This is a genomic window from Celeribacter persicus, assembly GCF_003050785.1.
GTDB lineage: Bacteria > Pseudomonadota > Alphaproteobacteria > Rhodobacterales > Rhodobacteraceae > Celeribacter > Celeribacter persicus.
Genome location: NZ_QAOH01000006.1, coordinates 1 through 22357, shown reverse-complemented (window position 1 = coordinate 22357; position 22357 = coordinate 1). Strand labels below are relative to the sequence as shown.

Sequence of the window (22357 nt, the reverse complement as noted above, 5' to 3'; positions counted from 1 at the left end):
GTTCTAATCCGTCCCGCCCCCGTGCGGCAAGCTGTCTTCGGGCTTTCTGATGGCAAAAATACTCAATCCGAGGCTCGCGAGCACGCAGAACGTAAACAAATACAATCCCCAGCCCACTTCCACGCGCCCGACGCCGATGCCCTTGGCGAGAGTGATATAGATCGCGATGAGAAACACATCCGCCATGGCGAAGCGCCCGAGCTGGAAGAGCCACGGTTTCACCCGTGCGGGTAGACGCCCGGAGAGCAGGGCTTCGAGCGCGATGACCTTGGTGATTGGCGCGATCAGGGCGAAGAAGACGACCACGAGGGCGAGGGGAATGTCCTTGTCCCAAAGGCTTGCGATGCCCGAAAGCATCGAAATCTCCGACAGACCGAACAGCGGCAGCAGTCCCGCCCGCATCAGCGGCGCGACCCAGGCGACGGGGAAGAGGATCAGAAGTGAAAGGTTGGCAAGGCGGAGCGGGGTCATGGCACCCTCACCGCAGCGTCTCGATCGGACCGTTGGGCGAGCCGGTGATGAACTGGCGCAGATAGGGATCGTCCGCCCTGTCCATGTCTGCCACGGGCCCGTGCCAGCGAATCTTGCCCCGGTGCAGCATGGCGACCTTGTCGGCAATGGCACGCACCGAGGTCATGTCATGGGTGATGGTCACGGCGGTCGCGCCCATCTCGACGACGATTTCGCGGATCAACTCGTTGATCACGCCCGCCATGATCGGGTCGAGCCCGCTGGTGGGTTCGTCGAAAAAGATGATCTCCGGATCGGCGGCGATGGCGCGGGCGAGGCCCACACGTTTCTGCATCCCGCCCGACAGTTCGGCGGGGAAAAGATCGGCCACATCGGGTCCCATGCCGACACGGCGCAGTTTCTCGATGGCGATCTCTTTCGCCTCTGCGCGCGGGCGTTTCAGAGAACCGCGCAACAGACGAAAGGCGACGTTCTGCCAGACAGGGAGGCTGTCGAACAGGGCCGCGCCCTGAAACAACATGCCGAAGCGGGCGAGGAAAGCGTCGCGGTCGCCGGTCTTTGTGATGTCTTCGCCATCGACCATGATCGTTCCGCGATCCGGAGTGATCAGGCCCAGTACGCATTTCAGCGCCACGGATTTCCCGGACCCCGAGCCGCCGATGATCACACAGCTTTCGCCTTTGGCCACATCGAGATCGAGACCCCGCAAGATTTCTTTCGCCCCGAAGGCCTTATGCACGTCCTGAAGGCTGATCATGTCGCGAAGAAGGCCTGTGTCAAAAGGAAGTTGGCGGCGAGGATCAGCACGGCGGCGGCCACCACGGAGGATTTCGTCGCCTGGCCGACGCCCTGTGCACCACGGCCCGAATGCATCCCGAAATAGCATCCCATCAGGGTCGCGATCACGCCGAAGGCCGCGCCTTTGACGAGAGAGGACACGATGTCGGGTGTTTCGAGGAAATCGACCGTGTTCTTGAGATAAACTGCCGGGTTGAAGCCCAGCGATTGCACGGAGACGAACCAGCCGCCGAACACACCGATGGCGTCGCCCACCGCCACCAGAAGCGGCACGGTCACGAGACCCGCGAAGACGCGCGGCGCGGTCAGATATTTCATCGGATTGGTGGAGAGCGTGACCAGCGCGTCGATCTGCTCGGTCACCTTCATTGTGGCGATCTCGGCAGCGATGGAGGATGTCACCCGCGCCGCCATCATTAGGCCCACCATCACCGGGCCCAACTCGCGCACGACGCCAAGGGCCACGATCTGTGGCACCACCTGTTCGGCGGAGAAGCGTGCGCCACCGGCGTAGATTTGCAACGCCAGAGCGCCGCCTGTGAAGACGGCGGTGAGGCCCACGACGGGCAGCGAGAGATAGCCCACGTGCATCAGCGCATGCAGGAATTCGCGGCCATAAAACGGCGGTGTCAGGATGTGGCGAAAGGCAGCGAGCGCGAACAGCGCCACCCGGCCCACCGTCGCCAGCGTGGACAGGACCCCCGCGCCAAGCGCGGCCAGAGGCCGGGTGATCACGCTCATCCGATATAGCGGCGCTGATAACGCGCGCCGAGCGAGGTCAGGATTTCATAACCGATGGTGCCGCCGACGGTGGCGAGATCGTCCACCGTCTGATGCGCACAGAGAAGATCGAGCGAGCGCGGCACCTGATCGAGATGGGTGATGTCCACGGTGATCAGGTCCATCGACACGCGCCCCACCAGCGGGCAGGGGGTTTCGCCGTCGAACAGCACCGCCTTGTTGGAAATCATCCGGGTGATGCCGTCGGCATAGCCCGCCGCCACGGTGGCGATGCGCGATGGCACTTCGGCGGTCCAGCTGTTGGAATAGCCGACAGTCTCTCCCGGTTGCACGTCGCGGGTCTGGATGACCGGGCATTCGAGGCGCACCACGGGTTTGCCGTTTTCATAGGGCAGGCCCCCGTAAAGCCCGATACCGGGACGGACGAGATCGAAATGATACTCCGGCCCCATCAAAAGCCCGCCGGTCGCGGAGAGCGCGCGACGGGCTTTAAGCCCGTCGGTCATCTCGCGGAAGGTCTTGAGCTGATAAGCGTTCATCTCGTGCCCGGGCTCATCCGAACAGGCGAGATGGCTCATGATCAGGTCCGGCCTGGCCTTCATCACCAGAGCCTTCACCGCGTCCCATTCGACCGGCTCAAGCCCGAGACGGTTCATCCCGGTGTCGAGCTGAATGCCGAAGGGGCGACCGGGCAGCGCCTCGAAATGGCGGGTGATCTGGTCGAGCGAGTTGAGCATCGGCACGAGGCCCATATCGCCGATCATGTCGGTGTCGCCCGCCATGTGGCCGGCGAACACGCCGATCCAGGGCGAGGGGCCGACCGCTTCGCGCAGCGCCACGCCTTCCTCGGCGGCGGCGACGAAAAAGGATTTCACACCGGCTTTCATGAGTGCCCGGGCGGCCTTGCCGACCCCCAGCCCATATGCGTCGGCCTTGACCACGGCGGCGGTTTCCACCGCGTCCGAGGAGAGCTTGTCGAGCGCGCGCCAGTTTCCGGCGAGCGCATCGAGATCAATATGAAGTGTAGAGGTGCCCATGGGTGTGTTTATTGGCCCCCGCCGCAGAGAGTCGCAAGCGCAATCCGGCGTGGAGGGTCACTCGTATTCGAAATTGTTGTAGCGGTCCTTGGCAAGGTTGCCAAAGCGGGTAAACTGGGCCTCGAAGGACAGCTCCACCGTGCCGATCGGCCCGTGACGCTGTTTGCCGAGGATCACTTCGGCCTTGCCATGCAGACGCTCCATGTCCTGCATCCATTTTTCCATGGCTTCGAGATTGTCGTCATCGGGTTTCTCGCGCTCTTTGTAATATTCGCCGCGATAGACGAACATCACCACGTCGGCGTCCTGTTCGATGGAGCCGGATTCGCGCAAATCCGAGAGCTGTGGGCGTTTGTCGTCGCGGGATTCCACCGTCCGGGAGAGCTGCGACAGTGCAATCACCGGGATGTTGAGTTCCTTGGCGATGGCCTTGAGCCCCATGGAAATCTCGCCGATCTCCTGCACCCGGTTGCCCTCGGTCCGGGACGTGCCGCGCACCAGTTGCAGGTAGTCGATGATCAGAAGATCGAGACCGTGGGTCCGTTGCAGGCGCCGGGCGCGGGCGGCCAACTGCGAGATCGGGATCGAGGGCGTGTCGTCGATGTAAAGCGGGCAGCTTTCCAGCGTCTTGGCGGCATCGACGAAGCGGCGGAACTCCTCCTCGGTCATGTCACCCTGACGGATTTTGTGAGAGGAAATCTCTGAGGCTTCGGCCAGAATCCGCGCGGCGAGCTGTTCGGAGCTCATTTCGAGGGAGAAAAAGCCGACCACGCCGCCTTCGACCGCGCCTTGTCGCCCGTCGGGCAGGGTGCCCTTTTTATAGGCCTTGGCGATGTTGAAGGCGATGTTGGTGGCAAGCGAGGTTTTCCCCATGGAAGGACGTCCGGCGAGGATGATCAAGTCGGAGGGGTGCAGGCCGCCCATTTTCTTGTCGAGATCAATCAGCGCCGTGGGAATACCGGCCATGCCGCCGCCCCGCTCATAGGCGGCGTTGGCGTTCAGCACGGCCTGGGTCACTGCGGAGAGAAAGGAGGTGAACCCGGTTTCGCCCTTGCCCTGTTCTGCGAGCGAATAGAGCCGTTGCTCGGCGGCGACGATCTGTTCGCCGGGATCGCGCGCGTCGGAGCCGGAAGCGGCGGACCCCGCGATCTCATTGCCCAGTTCGATCAACTGTCGGCGCAGGAACAGGTCGTAGATCAGTTGTGCATAGTCGCGCACGGCATAGGTCGAGATCGCCGAAGCGGCCAGACGCGCCAGATAGGCCGGGCCGCCGAGCTCCTTGAGCCCTTCGTGATCCTCCATATAGGCCTTCAGCGTCACCGGCGAGGCCAGCATGTTCTTTGAGACACGTTCGGAGGCTTTCTCGAAAATATCCCTGTGCACCGGATCGAAGAAATGCTCCGGCGAGATAATCGAGGCGATCTTGTCGAACACGTCGTTGTTGGTCAGAAGAGCGCCGAGAAGTTGTTGCTCTGCCTCGATATTATGCGGCACGGCCCCCTCGTAAGGCGTGATCACGAGGCCTTTCGCGCCGCTTTTCGAGGCGGGTTCTTCGTTCTCGTCCTTGCGCATATCCTGGAGATTGGCGATTTCGCTCATCCGTCAGTTCCCTGCTCACTTGGTCTGATTTGGGCTGCTGTCTCATCCCGCGAGTCGCGTGGTGCTTGCGGGTTCGTTCTGCTTACCCGCCTCGGGCGCGGGTTTCAAAATGTATAACCTGTGGAAAACTCTGCTGTCCTGCGGCATGGCGTGTAACCGCCTGTCGGCAAAGCAAAACGCCGCCTGTCAAGGCGGCGCTGAAATTTTTGGCAAGCGCCCGGGTGGGGGCGGGCTCAGGCCTTCTTATGCTTTTCCTGCCAGGCATGCGGCGCGCCGAGGAAATGTTCGACCTCTGCAAGTGCTGCGGCGTTGAAGGTCTTCTGCCGTTTTGCCTCTTCCAGCACGTCCCACCAGGTGCACAGGCTGATCAGCTTGACCCCGTGATCGGCGAGCCGTTTTTCGGTGTCCGGGAAAATGCCGTAGTAGAAAATCACTGCCGTCCAGTTGCAGGTGGCGCCGGTGTCGCGGATCGCGTCCACAAAGGAAAGTTTCGAACCGCCATCCGTCGTCAGGTCCTCGACCAGCAACACGCGCTGATCCTCGGACATCTCGCCTTCGATCCGGGCGTTGCGGCCGTAACCCTTGGGCTTTTTGCGCACATAGGTCATCGGCAGGCCAAGCCGGTCCGCGACCAGCGCGGCGAAAGGAATGCCCGCCGTTTCACCGCCCGCAACATTATCGAATGCCTCGAACCCCGCCTCGCGCATGATCGTGATCGCCATGAAATCCATCAGTGTCGAACGGATGCGCGGGAAGGAAATCAGCTTGCGACAGTCGATATAGGTCGGCGAGGGCAGGCCTGAGGCGAGGATATAGGGCTCTTCCGGGCGGAAGTTGACCGCGCCGATTTCAAGAAGCATCCGTGCCGTCAGGCGGGCGATTTCGGTTTGATCGGGAAAGGAGGAGGGGATCATGGTCGGTCCTTCGTCTTAGGCTTCCACGCTCCAGTGGAGCGGCATCTGCGGGTCGAATACGGTCACCGGGCCGTTGGCGCTGTCGATCTTGGCCGGGTAGGTGACGGGTGCGCCCTTCCTGAGTGTGATCGTCGCCTCGTTGAGAGGCAGGCGGTAGAAATTCGGCCCATTCACGGAGGTGAATTTCTCCAGATTGTCGAGCTTGCCTTCGCGTTCGAACACTTCGGCGAGAATCGACATGGTGTTGGTCGCGGTGAAGCATCCGGCACAGCCGCAGGCGCTTTCCTTGTCGTGGTCGAGATGCGGGGCGCTGTCGGTGCCGAGGAAGAAATGCGCGTCGCCGGAGGTTGCGGCCTCGACCAGCGCCAGACGGTGCGTTTCGCGTTTCGCCACCGGCAGGCAATAATAATGCGGTTTGATCCCGCCCACGAGGATGTGGTTACGATTGATCACCAAGTGATGCGTGGTGATCGTGCCGCCCATATCGTCGCCCTGGCTTGCGACGTAATCGACGCCGTCCTTGGTGGTGATATGCTCCATCACCACGCGCAGCCCCGGCGTTTTCTGGCGGATCGGGTCGAGCACGGTTTCGATGAACACCGCTTCGCGGTCGAAGATATCGACCTCGGGGGTGACCACTTCGCCATGGGTGCAGAGCGGCAGGCCGATCTCGGCCATTTTCTCAAGCACCGGGCGCACCTTGTCGAAATCGCGCACGCCGGAGGACGAGTTGGTTGTCGCGCCCGCCGGGTAGAGTTTCACCGCTTTCACCAGCCCGCTTGCGTGCGCGGCGGCCACGTCCTCGGGGTCGGTGGCCTCGGTCAGATAGAGCGTCATCAGCGGCTCGAAGGTGCCACGGCCCGGATTGGCCTTGAGAATGCGCTCACGATACGCCGCCGCATCTGCGCCCGTGACCACTGGGGGCACGAGGTTCGGCATGACAATGGCGCGGGCGAAATGGCGCACGGTTTCGGGCAGAACGGCCTCCATCATCGCGCCATCGCGCAGATGCAGATGCCAGTCGTCGGGGCGGCGAAGCGTAAGTGTGTCGGTCATGGCCTTGCCTTAGCGCTTTCGCGGACAAAGCGCCAGATGGTGCGCGCAGGCCGTGGCGCTTATTTTTTAAGCTGTCGGTCAGTTTTTCGTTCGTCCACAAGGGGCCACGCGCGGGTCCGGGATTGAAGCCTTCGGCTGTGCCCGGCTAGGGTCGAGACCGATCCGGAGGACTTCATGCTCGACAGCCCATACGCCATTGATGCCGCCCGCTTGCAGCGTGTGCGCGGTCGTGCCCATGTGGTGATGGGCGTATCCGGGCTTAAGGACCTCTATCAGCAGGGTTCCGCCAAGGCGATGCTGCCCAGGGTGCACAGCGCCGTGCCCGAAGTGGTGTTTCTCAATACATCCGGAGGGCTGACCGCCGGGGATCGGCTCGATTACCGGCTTGAGGTCGAAGCGGGTGGGGCGCTGATCGGGACGACGCAGACCGCCGAGCGAGCCTATGCCTCTGTCGCCGAAGGGGCGGACGCCGAGGTCTCCGTGGATTTGGTGGCAGGTGCGGGCGCGCGACTCGACTGGTTGCCGCAGGAGACCATCCTGTTCGAAACCGCGCGGCTGACGCGGTTGACGCGGGCCGAGATTGCGGGCGATGCGCGGTTCCTGTTCTCCGAGATGGTTGTTCTGGGGCGTGCCGCCATGGGAGAGACGGTCGAAACGCTGCACCTGTCGGATCGGCGGGAAATTCGGCGCGCGGGGCGGCTGGAATTCCTCGAACCGCTGGAGATCGACGCCGGGCTTCTCGCGCAGCGGGACAATCCGGCGCTCCTGTCGGGGGCGCGGGCGATTGCGACCGTGGGTCTGTTCGCGCCCGGTGCGGAAGCGCTTGCCGATTTGGTCAAACCCATTCAGCATGATGGTGTGACCGCCGGTGTTTCGGGCTGGAACGGCAAGCTTGTGATCCGGGCCATGGCGCCCGACGGCTATCCGCTGCGCCGTTATGTGGCGCGGGTTTTGACGAAAATCAGACAGGCGGATCTGCCGCGCGTCTGGCAAATGTGACGACAAACGAGGAACGACAATGAACCTGACGCCGAGGGAAAAGGACAAGCTGCTGGTCTCGGTCGCGGCCATGGTGGCGCGTAATCGACTTGAACGCGGCGTGAAGCTGAACCACCCGGAAGCCATCGCGCTGATCACCGATTTCGTGGTCGAAGGCGCGCGCGACGGCAAGATGGTCTCCGAACTGATGCAGGCCGCCGCCCATGTGATCACCCGCGATCAGTGTATGTCCGGCGTGCCGGAGATGATTCATGAGGTGCAGGTGGAGGCGACCTTCCCGGACGGGACGAAGCTTGTCACCGTGCACCATCCCATTCGTTGATATGAGTATTTTGGCCATCAGAAAGCAGGAGGCGCGCCTATGATCCCCACAATGATTCCGGGTGAGTACTTTATCCAGGAGGGCGAGATCGAGTTGAACGCGGGTGCGGAGGTCACGACGCTCACTGTGTCCAACACTGGCGACCGCCCGGTGCAGGTCGGTTCGCATTATCATTTCTATGAGACCAACGGCGCGCTCGATTTCGACCGTGAGGCGGCGAAGGGCAAACGGCTTGATATTGCCGCCGGAACGGCCGTGCGGTTCGAGCCGGGGCAGACGCGGGAGGTGAACCTTGTGCCACTCGCTGGGGCGCGGGAGGTTTACGGCTTCAACCAGAAAGTCATGGGGAAGCTGTGATCCGTTTCGTGCTCATACCGCTGGCCTTTGTGGCGGCTCCGGCCTTGGCGCAGGAGGCGGAGATTGATTGTGCCAATGCGATGACCCAGACGGAGATAAACATCTGTGCCGGGCGCGATTACAAGGCGGCGGATGAGGATCTCAATCTGGTCTATCAGAGTGCCATGGCGGTGGCGAAAGAGTGGGATCTGGGTCTGTCGGAGGATCTGTGCTGTGCCTCGGAGGCGCTGCGCGAGGCGCAGAGGGCGTGGATTCCCTATCGCGACAAGGTTTGTGAAGCGACCGGATTTCTGGTGCGTGGCGGGTCGATGGAGCCGATGATCGTGGCGCGCTGTCTTGAGAACATCACACGGCGGCGGATCGAAGACATCCGCGCCGTTTACGAGCTGAACTGAGAGGGACAAGATGCCTGCAAAAATCTCCCGCGCGACCTATGCCGACATGTTCGGCCCGACCACCGGCGACAAGGTTCGGCTTGCCGATACCGATCTGATCATCGAGGTTGAGCGTGACCTGACCTCAGAGCTTGCGGGCAAGGGCAGGAATGCTCCGCTTTATGGCGAGGAGGTCAAATTCGGCGGCGGCAAGGTCATCCGTGACGGCATGGGCCAGTCGCAGAAGAGCCGCGCCGAGGGGGCTGTGGACACGGTGATCACCAATGCGCTGATCCTCGACGTGACCGGGATTTACAAGGCCGATATCGGTCTCAAGGACGGGCGCATCGCGGGCATCGGTAAGGCGGGCAACCCGGACACTCAGCCGGGTGTCGATATCATCGTCGGGCCGGGGACCGAGGCGATTGCGGGTGAGGGCCGGATCATCACCGCAGGCGGGTTCGACAGCCACATCCACTTCATCTGTCCGCAACAAATCGAGGATGCGCTGCATTCCGGGCTGACCTGCATGCTGGGCGGCGGGACGGGGCCGGCGCACGGCACTTTGGCGACCACCTGCACCCCGGGGCCTTGGCACATCGGGCGGATGTTGCAGGCGCTCGATGGCGTGCCGATGAACATCGCGCTGGCGGGCAAGGGCAACGCCTCGCAACCCGGCGCGTTGGTGGAGATGGTCAGGGCAGGGGCGGCCGCGCTCAAGCTGCACGAGGATTGGGGCACCACACCGGGGGCGATTGATTGCTGCCTGTCCGTGGCCGACGACATGGATGTGCAGGTGATGATCCACACCGATACGCTTAACGAGAGCGGTTTTGTGGAGAACACGCTGGCGGCCATCAAAGGCCGGACGATCCACGCCTATCATACAGAGGGTGCGGGCGGCGGACATGCACCCGACATCATCAAGGTGGTGGGGCATGAGAATATTCTGCCGTCTTCCACCAACCCGACGCGGCCCTTCACCCAGAACACGCTCGAAGAGCATCTCGACATGCTCATGGTCTGTCACCACCTCGACAAGTCGATCCCCGAGGACGTGGCCTTCGCCGAAAGCCGGATCCGCAAGGAGACCATCGCCGCCGAAGATATCCTGCACGACATGGGGGCGTTCTCCGTCATTTCCTCGGACAGTCAGGCGATGGGCCGTGTCGGCGAGGTGATTATCCGCACTTGGCAGACCGCCGACAAGATGAAGAAACAGCGCGGCCGTCTGTCCGCCGAAACCGGTGACAACGACAACGTGCGGGTCAAGCGCTATGTCGCGAAATACACCATCAACCCGGCGATTGCGCATGGCATGAGCCAGCATATCGGCTCGGTCGAGGTCGGTAAACGCGCCGATCTGGTGATCTGGTCGCCGGCCTTCTTTGGTGTGAAGCCCGAGATGGTTCTGCTTGGCGGCATGATCGCCGTGGCGCAGATGGGCGATCCGAACGCCTCGATCCCGACGCCGCAGCCCGTCTATTCCCGTCCGATGTTCGGGGCGATGGGACGCGCGGTGGAAAACTCCGCCGTGCTTTTCGTGTCGCAGGCGGCACAGGCCGATGGCATCGGCAAGCAACTTGGCCTCGCCAAGCAAACGCTCGCGGTGGAGAACACGCGCAATATCGGCAAATCCTCGATGGTGATGAACAATGCGACGCCCGAGATCGAGGTGAATCCCGAGACCTACGAGGTGCGGGCCAATGGCGAGTTGCTGACTTGCGAACCGGCGACAGAATTGCCGATGGCGCAGCGCTATTTCCTGTTCTGAGTGAGGCACGCCGAGCGCGTATCTCGAAATGGACCAAGGGGGGAGAATGAAGGGCGAAAATTTCGCGCGTTGGCAGGTGTTGGCGCAGAACGCGCTGGATTTTGAGGAACTTGACGCGGCGGGGGCCATTCTCGTGCCGCGCATGTCGGACGACATCGCCGCAGAACTGACCCGACTTGGCCGCACGGAGGATATCCGTCTGTCTCCAAGCGGGCGACGCATGGCCGTGGCCGGATATCTGGCGAACAGTTGCCTGTTGTTCGAGTGCGATTGGGGAGATGAGGCGCAACCGGTTCTGACGCTCATGGGCGCCACGGAAATATCCTCGCCCGATCTGGCCGAGCCACACGGGTTCGACTTCATTGGTGAGGACTTGCTTATCGTGGGCAATCGCAGGGGCGGGCTGACGCTTTTCGACCTGCCCGCCGCCCGGATGGGCGTGCATCGGTGTGTCGCAAGGCCCCGGCGCAAGATTGTCCGGGCCAGCCTGCGACGGCAATTACGCGCGCCCGGCTCGGTGGTCGTGAGCGATGTACAGGACGACACGGTCGAGGTCATCGCCTGTAACAATTACCGGCACCGGTTGTCGCGTCACCGTTTTTCCCGTCGCTGGCGTTTGCCGTCTCGCAATGGCATTGCCTATGCGGCGGGGATGAACGTGCCGGACGGGATTGCGCTCTCGCCCGACAGGCGGTTTCTGGCTGTGTCGTCGCATGGGACGCATGAGGTGCTGATCTATCCCTATGACCGACGCAACGATCCAAAGCGTCCTCCGGTCGGTCGTCTCGGTGGGATGTGCTATCCGCACGGGCTGCGCTTTTCTCCCGACGGAACCCGGCTTTATGTTGCGGACGCCGGGGCGCCGCTGATCCATGTCTTCGATGCGGCCGAGGCCAACTGGTCCATCGAGGCGGAGCCGGTCCAGCGTTTCTGTCCTGTGACGGAGGCCGAATTTCGCGCCGGGCACGTCAATGAGGCAGAGGGCGGGATGAAAGGGATGGAGCTTGCCTGTCACGGCAGGCTTCTGCTCGCGACATGCGAGGAAACGCCGTTGCGGGTTTTCGATCTGGAGAAGCTTCCTTTTTGAGCGTGACGCCATCGCCCGCCATGTCGTCGCACGGATGCGCCCCGGATGTTGGTGCGCTGTTTCCCATTGCGGTGCCCGAGGCGGCAGGCTGCCCGTAAATCATGCAATTCCCGTTGGTGGCGGGCGGGCGTTGCGTGCCGCCGCAGTCGCCCGCGTTGTTTGTTCAGGAAATTTCCGTAACCTGAAAGTCCAGGGAGGAAACCCGACTCCAGAAAGGTTTCCGGATATGCAGCATGTTGCCAATATCGCCATTCTCACACCAAGCCTCCGGGCGCGGCTCGATCTGTTTTTCGTTACACTGGGGCAGGGGGTGAACGCCTATGCCGTGCGACGCAAACGTCTGGGGGAACTCGCGCGGCTCGATGCCCTGAGCGATGAGGAGCTTCTGGCCATGGGCATCACCCGCGAGCGCATTCCACATTATGTCTTCAGGGATTTGTTTTGCGTTTGACGGAGGCGAAACACCTGATGTCGAGTGGATAAAGCGTTCCGCCAAAAACCTGTGACACAGCTTTTGGCGGAACGCCGCGCAAGATATGAGCGTTGCACGCGCCTCCCCTTTCTCTGATAGCTCAGGTTAAAGGCGGGGCGCTTTGGTATGAAACGCGCTCATGTCTGTGAGAGCAGCGGAATCGCTTGCGGCCCGTCGTACGTGGCGGGCAGATCGTCTTCACCATGTTCTTCGATGCGGATCGAGGTGACCTGTTTCGTCGCATAATAACGCGCGTCATGCAGGATCTCCGATGGCAGTTTCGAAATGTCGAACACCTGATAGCCGGTGCGGGAGACCACCACATCACAGGTCAGGCCATGATAGCGACCGACAGTGCCGGAGGTCCCGCTGAACGTGAGAAAACCGGCTTCGAGTGCGGCCTCGCGGGCGCGCAGCTCGGCGAGCTTAGCACGCAGTCGGGCAAGTTCGTCAACGGGAGAGAGCGACATATCCATGATCTTTTCCTTCTGGAACAAGGGGGGGCAATGGCCCAGTTAGCCCTCACCTCCGGTCGCGATGCGGCGGCTGGAAAAGGCGGTGTCGGGGGGGCTGGCGTCCTCATCGGCGTCCTGCTCAAAGATCAGATCGACCTTTGCTTCGACCGTGTGGACCAGCTCGAGCGCGTCCGGCAGGGTGGCCATGGGGAGGGGAGCCTCGGCATCGGCCAGCATTTGTGCCACGGCTTCCTCCTGCAACCCGGCCAGCGGTTGCAATTCGGCATGCCCGGTCGGGCGCAGATCACGCGGGGTTTCCCCTTCGGGCACATCTCCGACTTCGACGGGGGGCAGGTCTGGGCCTGTCATGCGCGGGCTGGCGGTTTTGAGAACGAAGGGATCGTCGGCCTGTACAAAAGGATCGGGCACGGAGGTCGACCTCACTTTCATCCGCGTCTCGGTTTCGATCGGGATGTGCTCCTTGGCGCGGGGAGCGAGCAGGATGACGGTTTCCTCGCGACTGCGAAACACATCTGGGTCGAGAAGCAACTCCCGGGGCAGATGTTCGGGGGCGATGCGACGTGGGTGGCGGGTTTCGATCACTGCCATGCGCGCTGCACCGAGCACTTCGTCACATTCCTGAGCGTGGGCAAAGGTCAGAATTTCATCACATAATTCCGCTTCCCGCTGCCGTAGACGAACAATTTCGGCGCGCAGCGCGAAAAGTGCATCCACGGCCTCGAAAGGGCCGTCGGTGGTGCTATGATCGCAAGACGAAAAACGCTTGGAAAAACGCATGGGCAGGGTCTCCTTGCCTTACATTTGAGGGCGAGTCGGTTAAGAAAGTCCCAATTCCCGGCAGGAGGGTGCAAAATGAGCGGGTTGAAAGCCTATGAACTCAGTTTCGGCGGTGCTGATACGGCGACGGATCGTGTCGCGCTGACCTATGATCAGCGCCTGCTGCGGCGCAAGAAACTGGTGACTGAAGGCGGCCTGACGGTCTTTGTCGACCTGCCGCAAACCGTGTCGCTCGGCGAGGGAGACGGGTTCGTTTGCGAAGACGGGACGGTGATCGGGGTACGGGCCGCCGAGGAAGAGCTTTATGCCGTCACGGGCAAGACAGTGACGCGCTATGCTTGGCATGTCGGTAACCGGCATACGCCTTGCGAGATCGCCGCAGACCGGCTGGTGATCCAGCGCGACCCGGTGCTGAAAGCCATGCTGGAACAGTTGGGGGCCGAGGTTACGGAGATCGTGGCGCCGTTCACTCCGGAGGGCGGGGCTTACGGGCATGGCCGGACCATGGGGCACGACCACGGGCATTCGCATGACCATGCACACGGCCACGATCATCACGACGGTCATGATCACGAACATGGTCACCACCATGGGCACCACCATCACCATGATGACTGAACGGGCATGACGGAACGGGCGCTTCTGACCCTGACGCAATGGCTTTCGCCGGCGTTTCCGCTCGGCGGGTTTGCCTATTCGCACGGGCTGGAACTGGCGGTCAGTGAGGGGCAGGTCCGCGATGCAGAGGCGCTTGAGGACTGGCTCGGCGCGATCCTGACGCGTGGCGGCGGGCGGGTGGATGCCTGGCTGTTGTCCATGGTGCTGCAAGGTGCGGATGCCGATGAAATGGCAGCGCTGGCGGAGGCTCTGGCAGGCTCGAAAGAGCGCTGGGCGGAGACGTTCGAGCAGGGCACGGCCTTCGCACGCACCGTGGCGGAGATGGGCGGGCCGAGACGCCCCCCGAGGGCGCTTCCGGTGGCGGTGGGCGAGGCGGCTCGTGAACTCGATCTGGCGCCGAAAACCGTGATTTCACTTTATCTCCATAGCTTTACGTCGAACCTCGTCTCCGCAGGCGTACGTTTCATTCCGCTCGGACAGGCGGCGGGGCAAAGGGTACTGGCGCGGCTCCATGAGGTGATCGACACCGTGGCGGAAGAGGCGCTGGGAGCGACACTCAAAGGGGTGTCGACGGGGGCTTTTGCCGCCGATCTCAATGCCGCCCGTCATGAAGATATGGATGTGCGGATATTCAAGACATAGGAGGCAGACATGGCATCACCGAACGGAGCTTTGCGCGTCGGGATCGGCGGTCCCGTGGGGGCGGGCAAGACGACGCTGACCGGGGCGCTGGCGAAGGCGCTTGCGGAGAAATATTCCATCGCGGTCATCACCAATGACATTTATACGCGCGAGGATGCGGAGGCGCTGATGCGCCAGCAAATTCTGCCGATGGAGCGCATTCGCGGTGTCGAGACCGGTGGTTGTCCGCATACGGCGATCCGCGAGGATGCCTCGATCAACCTTGCGGCTGTGGCCGATCTGTCGGAGAAATTTCCCGATCTCGATGTGATCCTGATCGAGAGCGGTGGCGATAACCTTGCGGCGACCTTTTCGCCGGAACTTGCCGATCTGACGATCTACGTGATCGACACGGCGGCGGGGCAGGACATTCCGCGCAAACGCGGGCCGGGGGTGACGCGCTCGGACCTTCTGGTCGTCAACAAGGTGGACCTTGCGCCCTATGTCGGGGTCGACCGGGCGTTGCTCGAAGAGGACACCAAACGGGCGCGGGGCCAAGGCGCTTATGTCATGGCGGCGCTGCGCCATGGCGAGGGGGTGGATGAGGTCGTTCGATTTGTCGAGGAAGAGGGCGGTCTCGGCTGAGCCCCGCCTCAGGCCTTTTCGTGAAACGGCTCATTCAGATCGGGGAAGCTGACGCCCTTTTCCTCCAGAACGGCCAGCGCATGATCATAGGCCTTGCGGAAGCGCGGCGCGTATTTGCGATTGTTCAGCACATAGCGGCAGAGCAGCGCGGTTTGATAGGGCCGCGAGCCTGATGCGCTTTCGGCCAGAAGGCGCCGCAGATAGCCCATATGATCGCGCCGTTTGCGCAGCGCGCGCGTGATCTCGCTCTGATCGAGGCGCCCTTCGATCGCGGCTTCGAGGATCGGGGCAAGAGCGCCCATTTCGATCATCTCATATTCCGGATCGGGGCCGAAGAGACGGCAGGGAATACGGGTGACATGCGGTCGGTTGAACAGGGCGGCATGCATCGCGTCTTCGCTTACGCGCGGGTCATAGAGGACAAAGGCCTTTTCTGCCCCGTCCACCATGTTGGGGGCGAAGCCGTAGCGGCTGCTGAAATCCATCCGGCGGGTTTTCGGGAAACGCCGGTCCCAGCTTGCCAGCCGCCCGTCGAGCGTCGCCTGTGGCGCGATGGCGATCACGGTCGCGCCGGGGGCGACGACGGAATAGGCCGCGGCGGCATAGCCACAGGCCCCCGCACCGTAGAACACGACCTGATCGAAATCCTCGAAAAACCCCTCATCGACCAGCCGGTCGAAATAGCGATAGACACTTTTGGAACGGAACCAGCGGTCGTTCGGATCGAGATCATGCGCAAGTAGGGTCAGCGAGGACCAGCCGTGTTTCGCGGCCAGCATCATCCCCGTCGGATAGCCCTTTTCATTGCGCTCCGTGGCCTGTTCGAACGTATCGAAACTGACCAGAAGCCGGGGCTTCTCGTCGAGGAAAACGGCGGCGAAGTGCTCGCCCAGCGGCTCGTAATGGCCATGTGCTTCGGAAAATTCCTCCAGCGCCTCTGCCCATTCGTCCTTGGGCAGATCGGAAATGTCCTGAACGTCGCGGATGGCGTTCTGAAGCTCGGTATCGGCTTGGCTCATAAGACCTCTCCTCATGCTTTATCCGATGTCAGGCGCAGTGTCAGGCGCCATGCGGTCGGAAACAGGCCCTCTCCCTGTACCGCCGTGTCGGTTCGAACCGGCGGTGGCGGACAGGGGAAGGCCGAAATGGTTAACGTTCGCTTATCCAGTTAAGCGCTTTCGGCGGCAGGGGAAAGAAATTCCGCTGTTCTTCGCGCGACTGTTACCTGTCGCGAAACGATGTGCGATTGCGGGGCGCTTTTGATCGTTCCGCGCCGGGAAATGTGGCGAAACCGGACACGGTATGGCATCTGTTCGCCCCTTTTCGGGAACCTGTGTGCCGACTCGCCCGGAGTAGCGCCGGAATCAGCCGAGGATGATGCCGATCGTCACAGCTCCGAGCCCCATGGCGGAGACCAGAAGCGCGATCAGATTGAGCGCCACAACTTTTTGCAGCCGGGCACGGATGTCTTCGTCGGAGCCGCCCTGTTTCTTCGCTTTCATCGCGGCGACGATGCAATAGACCAAAAGGCCCACGCCGATCAGCGTCAACACCACGCCCCCCCAGATCAATGCATCCATGCTGTTCTCCCCATTCCGTTTGCCATGACTTGCCGAAGCTGTTCCTGATCGCCTAACGTCTCGCTCCGCATCAGGCAAGCACGGATGCGGACATCGGCTCCGGCAAGACTTGCCTCACCCTCATGGGACGGGTAGGGAACGGGCAGACAAGAGCATAAGACCCGAGGAAGGTTTCCATCATGATGGACGAAGAGAACACATCCGGCCCCGACGCCTCCTACCGCGTGACCGCCGATGAACTGCGCCAGTTCATCGAGCGTTTCGAGCGTCTCGAACTTGAGAAAAAGGACATCGCCGATCAGCAGAAAGAGGTGATGGCCGAAGCCAAGGGGCGCGGTTACGACACCAAGGCGATGCGCAAACTCATCGCCCTGCGCAAGAAAAGCGCCGACGAGATCGCCGAGGAAGAGGCGATCCTCGATATGTATAAGGAAGCTCTGGGCATGCGCTGAGGCGCCTGTCCAGAGCTTTCCTCTGAGCACCTCTCATGGCCCGGCGTCTCGGCCACCGCATTGCGCTTTCGCTGATCGCGCTCGTGCTGGGTTTCGGTCTGGGGCTTCTGGCGCTGGGCTTCACCCCGGTTCTGGCCGGGGGTTGTCCCGGCTGTTTCGGGTTCAAGAGGATCGCTCCCGAGGTCTATTCCGAACTGACCGGATCAACCACTTCCGAGGACATGCTACGCCGTCTTGTGCTGGCCGAAGCTCGGGTCGCCATGGCTTTCGGGCCGCAAAAACGCCCGCGCATGCTGATCTGTTACACCGAAACCTGTAATCAGGTCATGGGCGGGATGGAGGCGCGCGCCATGGCTTATGGCAGTCATCTGTTCTACCTTACGCCGCGCGGTCACGACACGGAGATCATCGCCCATGAACTGAGCCATGTGGCATTGCACCGGCAGATCGGCTTGCGGGCACAGGCGCGGTTTCCGGCTTGGCTCGACGAAGGCATTGCCGTCTGGGTGTCGCGTGACCCGCGCTTCGATCTCAATCCCGAGAGTTGCGATCCGGGGCAGGGGGCGCTGCCCGAGAAGGCCGAAAGTTGGCGGCATTCCATGGGCGCGCGCGATGCGAGCTTTTATGCGCAGGCCGGATGCCGTGTGGCGCGTTGGCTCAAGGCGCATCCGGTGAGCGGCATCGATGGGTTGGTTGCAGAGCATCTGGCACCGTAAGCCGGATCACTCCAATCGCAACTGGAAGACACCGTAGATCAGCAGAATAAACGCACCGCAGGCCACAAGCCCGTAACTCAGATGCAGCGCGTTCGCCGCCCCCAAAGGGGCTGCGAGCGCCAGCGCCACGCCACCTGCCAATGCGCCGAAGGCGGCAAGCCCGGTGCCGAAGAACCGATAGGCGGCATTCACCCGCCCCAGAAGCGGCGCGGGGATGGTGCGCTGCCGGTAGGTGACGGCGGCGATGTTCGCCATCATCGTGGTAAAGGCTTCGGCGGCCAGCATCACGGCCACCAGCATGTGCGAAGCGCTGAGTGCCAGCGTGGCGGCGGTCAATACGAAGGTTGCCATGGCAATGAACAATCCGCGCGTCGGGCCGGTGCGTTTCAGGATCGCGGGACCGAGCAGACTGCCCGCCACACCACCACAGGCCGCGCTCGTGAGCAACAGCCCGTAGGCCAGCGCATCGAGGCCCAGCACGTCCTGCGCGTAAAGCACGAAGATTGCCCAGAACATTGCACCGGTGAAGTTGAACGCGCCCACGGCGATTGCCAGACGGCGCAGCATGGCGTGATGCCAGAGCCACGCCAGCCCTTCTTTCAGCGCCGTGACGAAAGGGGCAGGCATCGGGCGCGGCTCAAGGGCGGTGGGCCGGGCGATCCGTGACACCAGAAGCACGGCGAGGAGCAGGCCTGCGGCCTGAAATCCGAAGGGCAGGGCGATGGTGAGGGCGATCAGGACACCGGCGAGCGGCGGGCCGAGCAACTGTCCTGCCGCCTGCTCGGAGGCCCAGAGCAGTCCGTTGGCGCTTTCCAACCTCTGTTCGGGCACCAGCGCGGGGATGAAGCTTTGCGCGGTGTTGTCGCGCAGCACCTCCGCCGAACCGAGGGTAAAGGCCAGAGCCGCAAGCAGCAGAACCGCCTCAGGTCCGGGCGTGGCCAGAAGCGCAAGTGCGAGGGTCAGAAGGGCGGTGACAAACCGTGCCGTGTCGCAGAGGATCAGCACACGGGCGTGGGCAATCCGGTCGGTGATCACGCCCGCAGGCAGAGACAGGACGAACCACGGGGCCTGACGGGCGGCGGCCACGAGACCGATCAGAACCGGATCAGAGGTCAGAAGCGTGGCGAGCCATGGCAGGGCGACCGCGATTACCCCGTCGCCGAGATTGCTCAGGCTGGCTGAAGCGAAGAGCAGACGGAAATTTTTGAGGCGCAGCACGGAGAGGTCGATCATCGGCTGCGCTCCTTGTTTACAGGGATTTCAGGGCGCGATGAAGCGCACGCCCTGCATGGCTTCGATCCGGTCGAGATCTTCCTCATAGGCTTCGGTCAGCCGGGCCACCAGCGCCTCGTTCCAACCGGGCACCTCGATCTCTTCCTCAAGCGCTTCCTCGTCGACATATTTGTCGAGAAAGGCTTGCAGGATGCGGCGGCGCTGTTCCTCGGTTTGCGGCTTGTGAGTGTGCAGATAGGTGCGCAGACGCTTCATGCCCTCGCGCTTCATGATGGTGGCGAGAATGTCGAGCCCGCCCGACATCGGCACCATTTGCCCGACCCCGGTCATTTCGCGCATCACCTGCGCCCAGGTCAGCGGCGTGTCCTCGAAGGCAAAACAGGTGACAGGCGTATCCGGGCAGACGTTGCGGATGCGGGTCAGAAGCGCCGACCAGCGCAGCGTGTCGAGATTGACGCCGGACAGGAAGTTCTCGAAACTGGTGTTCGGACCGCAGTAGGAGAAGGCCTCGGGGATGAAGGTCGCAGGGTTGCGTACCCCGATGAAGAATTCCATCTCGTGATCGGCGAAGGTGTTGCGCAGCCAGGGCAGTTTGAAATCCGCCTTGCCGTAGAACTGACCCTTCTCGAAAATCAGCGGGTGCATGCAGATCACATCCTCATAGGACAGCACCATCCGCGTGCAATCCTCCATTTCGAGCATCTGGTCGAGCAGCATCTCCTGCGTCTCGGGGCTGGCGCGGTTGTTTTTTACCTTCTTCATGATCTGCGGCAGCACATCGCGGTAATGCGAGGGCGCTGGCACTGCGACCCCGTGTTCGGCCAGAACCGTCTTGTTCTTGAGAAGCCCGCGCATGAGCTGCGCGCCATTGGTGCAATGGGCGCCGATATGCATGGAGATGATCATGGGTTCGGTGGGTCCTGTCTCTAATATTCTTGGTCTTATACCGGGCCTGTCTCCGGAAGCGGCACGTTAGCGTTAATATAAACGGTTTTATCGTCAGGGAAACCGAATTCGCGGGGGCTTTGATGCGGCAAACCGGTCGCAACCTGCCCGCATTCACGGGCAACTTGGGCTTCACGTCCTGTACGAAAGGCAGTAAGCCGGTGAAATGACCGACCAAATGCAACAGCTTCCGGCCTGCGATGCCCGTCAAAACGCCCGTCACGGCGGGCTTGCCCGTGTGTCGCGCCTGTCGCCGTGGTCGGTGGGGGCCTTCGTGATCGCGGCCCTCGTGCTCATGCCGCTGATCAGCGTGATCTGGATCGCCCTCCACCCGAGCGACAATATTTGGCCGCATCTCATGGCCACCACGTTGCCGCGTTACATGACCACCACGGCACTTCTGGCCTTTGGCGTCGCGGGGCTCGCCGCCTGTGTCGGCACCGGCGCGGCCTGGCTCGTGACCATGTACCGCTTTCCCTTCTCGCGGGCTCTGGAATGGCTTTTGCTCCTGCCCTTGGCGATCCCGGCCTATGTCGGGGCCTATGCTCTGGTCGATTTTCTCGAATATGCCGGGCCGGTGCAGGGGCTTTTGCGTGAAGTGTTCGGCTGGCAGACCGCGCGCGATTACTGGTTCCCGGAGGTGCGCTCCCTCGGCTTTGCCATCATCGTCCTCGCCGCCGCCCTGACGCCTTATGTTTTCCTCATGACCCGTGCGGCGTTTCGTGAGCAATCCGGCTCGGTCTATGAAACCGCCCGTGCCCTGGGCGCGGGGCCGTTCGAGCGGTTTTGGCGCGTGGGTCTTCCGCTCGCCCGCCCGGCCATTGCAGCGGGCACGGCGATCGTGATGATGGAGACGGTCTCGGATTACGGCACAGTCACCTATTTCGCGGTGCAGACGCTCACCACCGGCATTTTCTCTACCTGGCTCGAAGGCGGCAATGCGGGCGGCGCGGCGCAGATCGCCTCCGTTGTTCTGGTGGTCGTCTTCCTTCTGGTCGCGCTGGAGAAATCTTCGCGCGGTCGGGCGCGTTACTCGCAAGGCGCGCGTCAGGCCCGGCCGATTTCGCCGATCCGTCTCACCGGCTGGCAGGGCATCTTGGCGTTGGCGCTCTGTTTCGTACCCTTCGCCGTGGGTTTCATCCTGCCCGTGGGGGTGATCCTGCATCACGCACTGGGGGAGCCGGAGCAATGGCTTGCGCCGGGGCTTCTGACGGCGCTTACGAACACGCTGACCGTGGCGGGGGCCGCGGCTATTCTGACCGTTGTGGCCGCGCTCTTCATGGTTTACGGCGTGCGTCTCACCGGGCGCAAACTGCCGCGTGTCGTGCTGCCCTTCACGACGCTGGGCTATGCCGCCCCGGGGGCGGTTCTGGGCATCGGTATCCTGTTTCCGCTGGCGGGGCTCGATCATATTCTGGCCGATGGCATCGCGGCGTTGACCGGGCGCGATCCGGGGCTTTTGATGACCGGCACGGCCTTTGCCATCGTCTTTGCCTATGTTGTGCGGTTCTTCGCGATTGCGCAGGGCGCGACCGATGCCGCCCTTGGTCGTGTCGCACCTTCCCTGCCGATGGCCGCGCGTTCTTTGGGGCAGACGCTCGGCGGAACGTTGCGCCGGGTCTATGTGCCACTGATCCGTGGCTCAGTCGGCACCGCGCTTTTGCTGGTTTTCGTCGACTGTGTGAAGGAACTGCCCGCGACGCTTCTGCTGCGTCCGTTCAATTACAACACCTTGGCGACGCGAGTGTTCGAGAAAGCCTCCCTCGAACAGCTTGAAGCCGCCTCTCCCGCCGCGCTGCTGGTGATCTCCGTCGGACTGGTTGCCGTGCTGCTTCTGGCGCGCTCCGAGAATGCATCGGATCTGACCTGATCGTCCTGCCCCGCTTTGGACCGCGTTGGGGTGCGCGATGCCCGAAGACTTCGCGGAGGCCGAATATGACATGACACGGCTGGTGCGGGAAACCCGTTGAGGGGATGTGTCTTTATGGCTGGCTTACAGGCATCCGTACACAACCCGTTTCCCCCTGCTTCGAGGATGAAAATCGGGTGGCTTTGGAAGATGTTCCGGGTTGAAAAGCGACAAACCGCTTGCACACCCTTTCCCGCACGCTTAAATGAGCCCCGAAGTGCCCCTATAGCTCAGCTGGTAGAGCAACTGATTTGTAATCAGTAGGTCCGCGGTTCGAGTCCGTGTGGGGGCACCATTTCACATTTTGCTGTGAAATTCTCAAAAAACTCAAATATAACAGACGCTTGCGGAGTTCGATAACCGTTTTTACGGTCATAGGCCAAG

The 22357-nt window shown here is 62.3% G+C and carries 26 protein-coding genes and 1 tRNA gene; 14 read left to right on the top strand and 13 right to left on the bottom strand.

Annotated elements, in window-relative coordinates:
- Positions 1–3 precede the first annotated feature (3 nt).
- From C8N42_RS09230 to pyrC, 7 genes are all read right to left on the bottom strand, one after another.
- A complete protein-coding gene (locus C8N42_RS09230; protein WP_107816282.1) occupies positions 4–471 on the bottom strand; it encodes a paraquat-inducible protein A in 468 nt (155 codons plus the stop codon).
- Between the two features lie 7 nt (positions 472–478).
- Entirely contained in the window at positions 479–1228 is a 750-nt protein-coding gene (locus C8N42_RS09225; RefSeq protein WP_107816281.1) for an ABC transporter ATP-binding protein, read from the bottom strand.
- Positions 1225–2010 carry an MlaE family ABC transporter permease gene (locus C8N42_RS09220; protein ID WP_107816280.1) on the bottom strand — a complete coding sequence of 262 codons (786 nt, stop codon included), beginning with the start codon at positions 2008–2010 and terminating at the stop codon, positions 1225–1227. The genes C8N42_RS09225 and C8N42_RS09220 overlap by 4 nt, the downstream gene beginning before the upstream one ends.
- Entirely contained in the window at positions 2007–3047 is a 1041-nt protein-coding gene (gene alr / locus C8N42_RS09215; protein WP_107816279.1) for an alanine racemase, read from the bottom strand. Before alr ends, C8N42_RS09220 begins: the two co-directional genes overlap by 4 nt.
- A gap of 57 nt (positions 3048–3104) precedes the next feature.
- Entirely contained in the window at positions 3105–4646 is a 1542-nt protein-coding gene (locus tag C8N42_RS09210) for a replicative DNA helicase (RefSeq protein ID WP_245890020.1), read from the bottom strand.
- Positions 4647–4879: 233 nt separating this feature from the next.
- On the bottom strand, positions 4880–5560 hold the full coding sequence (locus C8N42_RS09205) for an orotate phosphoribosyltransferase (protein ID WP_107816278.1): 681 nt from the start codon (positions 5558–5560) through the stop codon (positions 4880–4882).
- A gap of 15 nt (positions 5561–5575) precedes the next feature.
- A complete protein-coding gene (pyrC, locus tag C8N42_RS09200; RefSeq protein WP_107816277.1) occupies positions 5576–6616 on the bottom strand; it encodes a dihydroorotase in 1041 nt (346 codons plus the stop codon).
- Positions 6617–6790: 174 nt separating this feature from the next.
- Here pyrC and C8N42_RS09195 point away from each other — a divergent pair, with 174 nt between their 5' ends.
- The 7 genes from C8N42_RS09195 (at position 6791) to C8N42_RS09165 (ending at position 11980) form a co-directional block, all read left to right on the top strand.
- Positions 6791–7615: an urease accessory protein UreD gene (locus C8N42_RS09195; RefSeq protein WP_107816276.1), complete on the top strand. Its 825-nt coding sequence runs from the start codon at positions 6791–6793 to the stop codon at positions 7613–7615.
- Between the two features lie 19 nt (positions 7616–7634).
- A complete protein-coding gene (locus C8N42_RS09190) occupies positions 7635–7937 on the top strand; it encodes an urease subunit gamma (protein WP_107816275.1) in 303 nt (100 codons plus the stop codon).
- Positions 7938–7988: 51 nt separating this feature from the next.
- A complete protein-coding gene (locus tag C8N42_RS09185) occupies positions 7989–8294 on the top strand; it encodes an urease subunit beta (protein ID WP_107816498.1) in 306 nt (101 codons plus the stop codon).
- On the top strand, positions 8291–8689 hold the full coding sequence (locus tag C8N42_RS09180) for a lysozyme inhibitor LprI family protein (protein ID WP_245890018.1): 399 nt from the start codon (positions 8291–8293) through the stop codon (positions 8687–8689). The genes C8N42_RS09185 and C8N42_RS09180 overlap by 4 nt, the downstream gene beginning before the upstream one ends.
- A 10-nt stretch (positions 8690–8699) precedes the next feature.
- On the top strand, positions 8700–10442 hold the full coding sequence (ureC, locus tag C8N42_RS09175; protein ID WP_107816274.1) for an urease subunit alpha: 1743 nt from the start codon (positions 8700–8702) through the stop codon (positions 10440–10442).
- Positions 10443–10488: 46 nt separating this feature from the next.
- Positions 10489–11529 (top strand): YncE family protein, encoded by a 1041-nt coding sequence (locus C8N42_RS09170; protein WP_107816273.1) that lies wholly within the window; start codon positions 10489–10491, stop codon positions 11527–11529.
- 226 nt (positions 11530–11755) lie between these two features.
- A complete protein-coding gene (locus tag C8N42_RS09165; RefSeq protein ID WP_107816272.1) occupies positions 11756–11980 on the top strand; it encodes a hypothetical protein in 225 nt (74 codons plus the stop codon).
- Positions 11981–12138: 158 nt separating this feature from the next.
- Here the strand turns inward: C8N42_RS09165 and C8N42_RS09160 are convergent, their stop codons facing one another.
- Both C8N42_RS09160 and C8N42_RS09155 read right to left on the bottom strand, forming a co-directional pair.
- Positions 12139–12477, bottom strand: a complete 339-nt coding sequence (locus C8N42_RS09160) for a coiled-coil domain-containing protein (protein ID WP_107816271.1) — start codon at positions 12475–12477, stop codon at positions 12139–12141.
- A gap of 39 nt (positions 12478–12516) precedes the next feature.
- On the bottom strand, positions 12517–13254 hold the full coding sequence (locus C8N42_RS09155; RefSeq protein ID WP_107816270.1) for a hypothetical protein: 738 nt from the start codon (positions 13252–13254) through the stop codon (positions 12517–12519).
- 75 nt (positions 13255–13329) lie between these two features.
- Between C8N42_RS09155 and C8N42_RS09150 the strand changes: the two genes are divergently transcribed.
- The 3 genes from C8N42_RS09150 to ureG are packed head-to-tail and all read left to right on the top strand — an operon-like array spanning position 13330 to position 15138.
- Complete coding sequence (locus tag C8N42_RS09150; RefSeq protein WP_107816269.1) at positions 13330–13872, top strand: urease accessory protein UreE; 543 nt, start codon at positions 13330–13332, stop codon at positions 13870–13872.
- Positions 13873–13878: 6 nt separating this feature from the next.
- Positions 13879–14514 carry an urease accessory protein UreF gene (locus tag C8N42_RS09145; protein ID WP_107816268.1) on the top strand — a complete coding sequence of 212 codons (636 nt, stop codon included), beginning with the start codon at positions 13879–13881 and terminating at the stop codon, positions 14512–14514.
- Between the two features lie 9 nt (positions 14515–14523).
- A complete protein-coding gene (ureG, locus tag C8N42_RS09140) occupies positions 14524–15138 on the top strand; it encodes an urease accessory protein UreG (RefSeq protein WP_107816267.1) in 615 nt (204 codons plus the stop codon).
- A gap of 8 nt (positions 15139–15146) precedes the next feature.
- Here ureG and C8N42_RS09135 read toward each other — a convergent pair whose 3' ends face one another.
- Together C8N42_RS09135 and C8N42_RS09130 are read right to left on the bottom strand one after the other, a co-directional pair.
- Positions 15147–16157, bottom strand: coding sequence for a phosphoadenosine phosphosulfate reductase (locus C8N42_RS09135; protein ID WP_107816266.1), 1011 nt, complete (start codon positions 16155–16157; stop codon positions 15147–15149).
- A gap of 345 nt (positions 16158–16502) precedes the next feature.
- Entirely contained in the window at positions 16503–16718 is a 216-nt protein-coding gene (locus tag C8N42_RS09130; RefSeq protein WP_107816265.1) for a hypothetical protein, read from the bottom strand.
- Positions 16719–16897: 179 nt separating this feature from the next.
- On the opposite strand from C8N42_RS09130, the gene C8N42_RS09125 reads away from it, so the two are divergent.
- A complete protein-coding gene (locus C8N42_RS09125) occupies positions 16898–17170 on the top strand; it encodes a DUF2312 domain-containing protein (RefSeq protein WP_425430521.1) in 273 nt (90 codons plus the stop codon).
- 35 nt (positions 17171–17205) lie between these two features.
- Positions 17206–17886, top strand: coding sequence for a hypothetical protein (locus tag C8N42_RS09120; protein WP_107816264.1), 681 nt, complete (start codon positions 17206–17208; stop codon positions 17884–17886).
- A gap of 6 nt (positions 17887–17892) precedes the next feature.
- On the opposite strand, the gene C8N42_RS09115 is transcribed toward C8N42_RS09120, so the two are convergent.
- Both C8N42_RS09115 and C8N42_RS09110 read right to left on the bottom strand, forming a co-directional pair.
- The gene (locus C8N42_RS09115) at positions 17893–19119 is read right to left on the bottom strand and encodes an MFS transporter (protein ID WP_107816263.1); all 1227 of its coding nucleotides are present in this window, start codon (positions 19117–19119) and stop codon (positions 17893–17895) included.
- 27 nt (positions 19120–19146) lie between these two features.
- Complete coding sequence (locus C8N42_RS09110; RefSeq protein WP_107816262.1) at positions 19147–20025, bottom strand: hypothetical protein; 879 nt, start codon at positions 20023–20025, stop codon at positions 19147–19149.
- Positions 20026–20242: 217 nt separating this feature from the next.
- Between C8N42_RS09110 and C8N42_RS09105 the strand changes: the two genes are divergently transcribed.
- Together C8N42_RS09105 and C8N42_RS09100 are read left to right on the top strand one after the other, a co-directional pair.
- On the top strand, positions 20243–21934 hold the full coding sequence (locus C8N42_RS09105; RefSeq protein WP_107816495.1) for an ABC transporter permease: 1692 nt from the start codon (positions 20243–20245) through the stop codon (positions 21932–21934).
- Positions 21935–22192: 258 nt separating this feature from the next.
- Positions 22193–22268: transfer RNA gene (locus tag C8N42_RS09100), tRNA-Thr, on the top strand.
- Positions 22269–22357 lie beyond the last annotated feature (89 nt).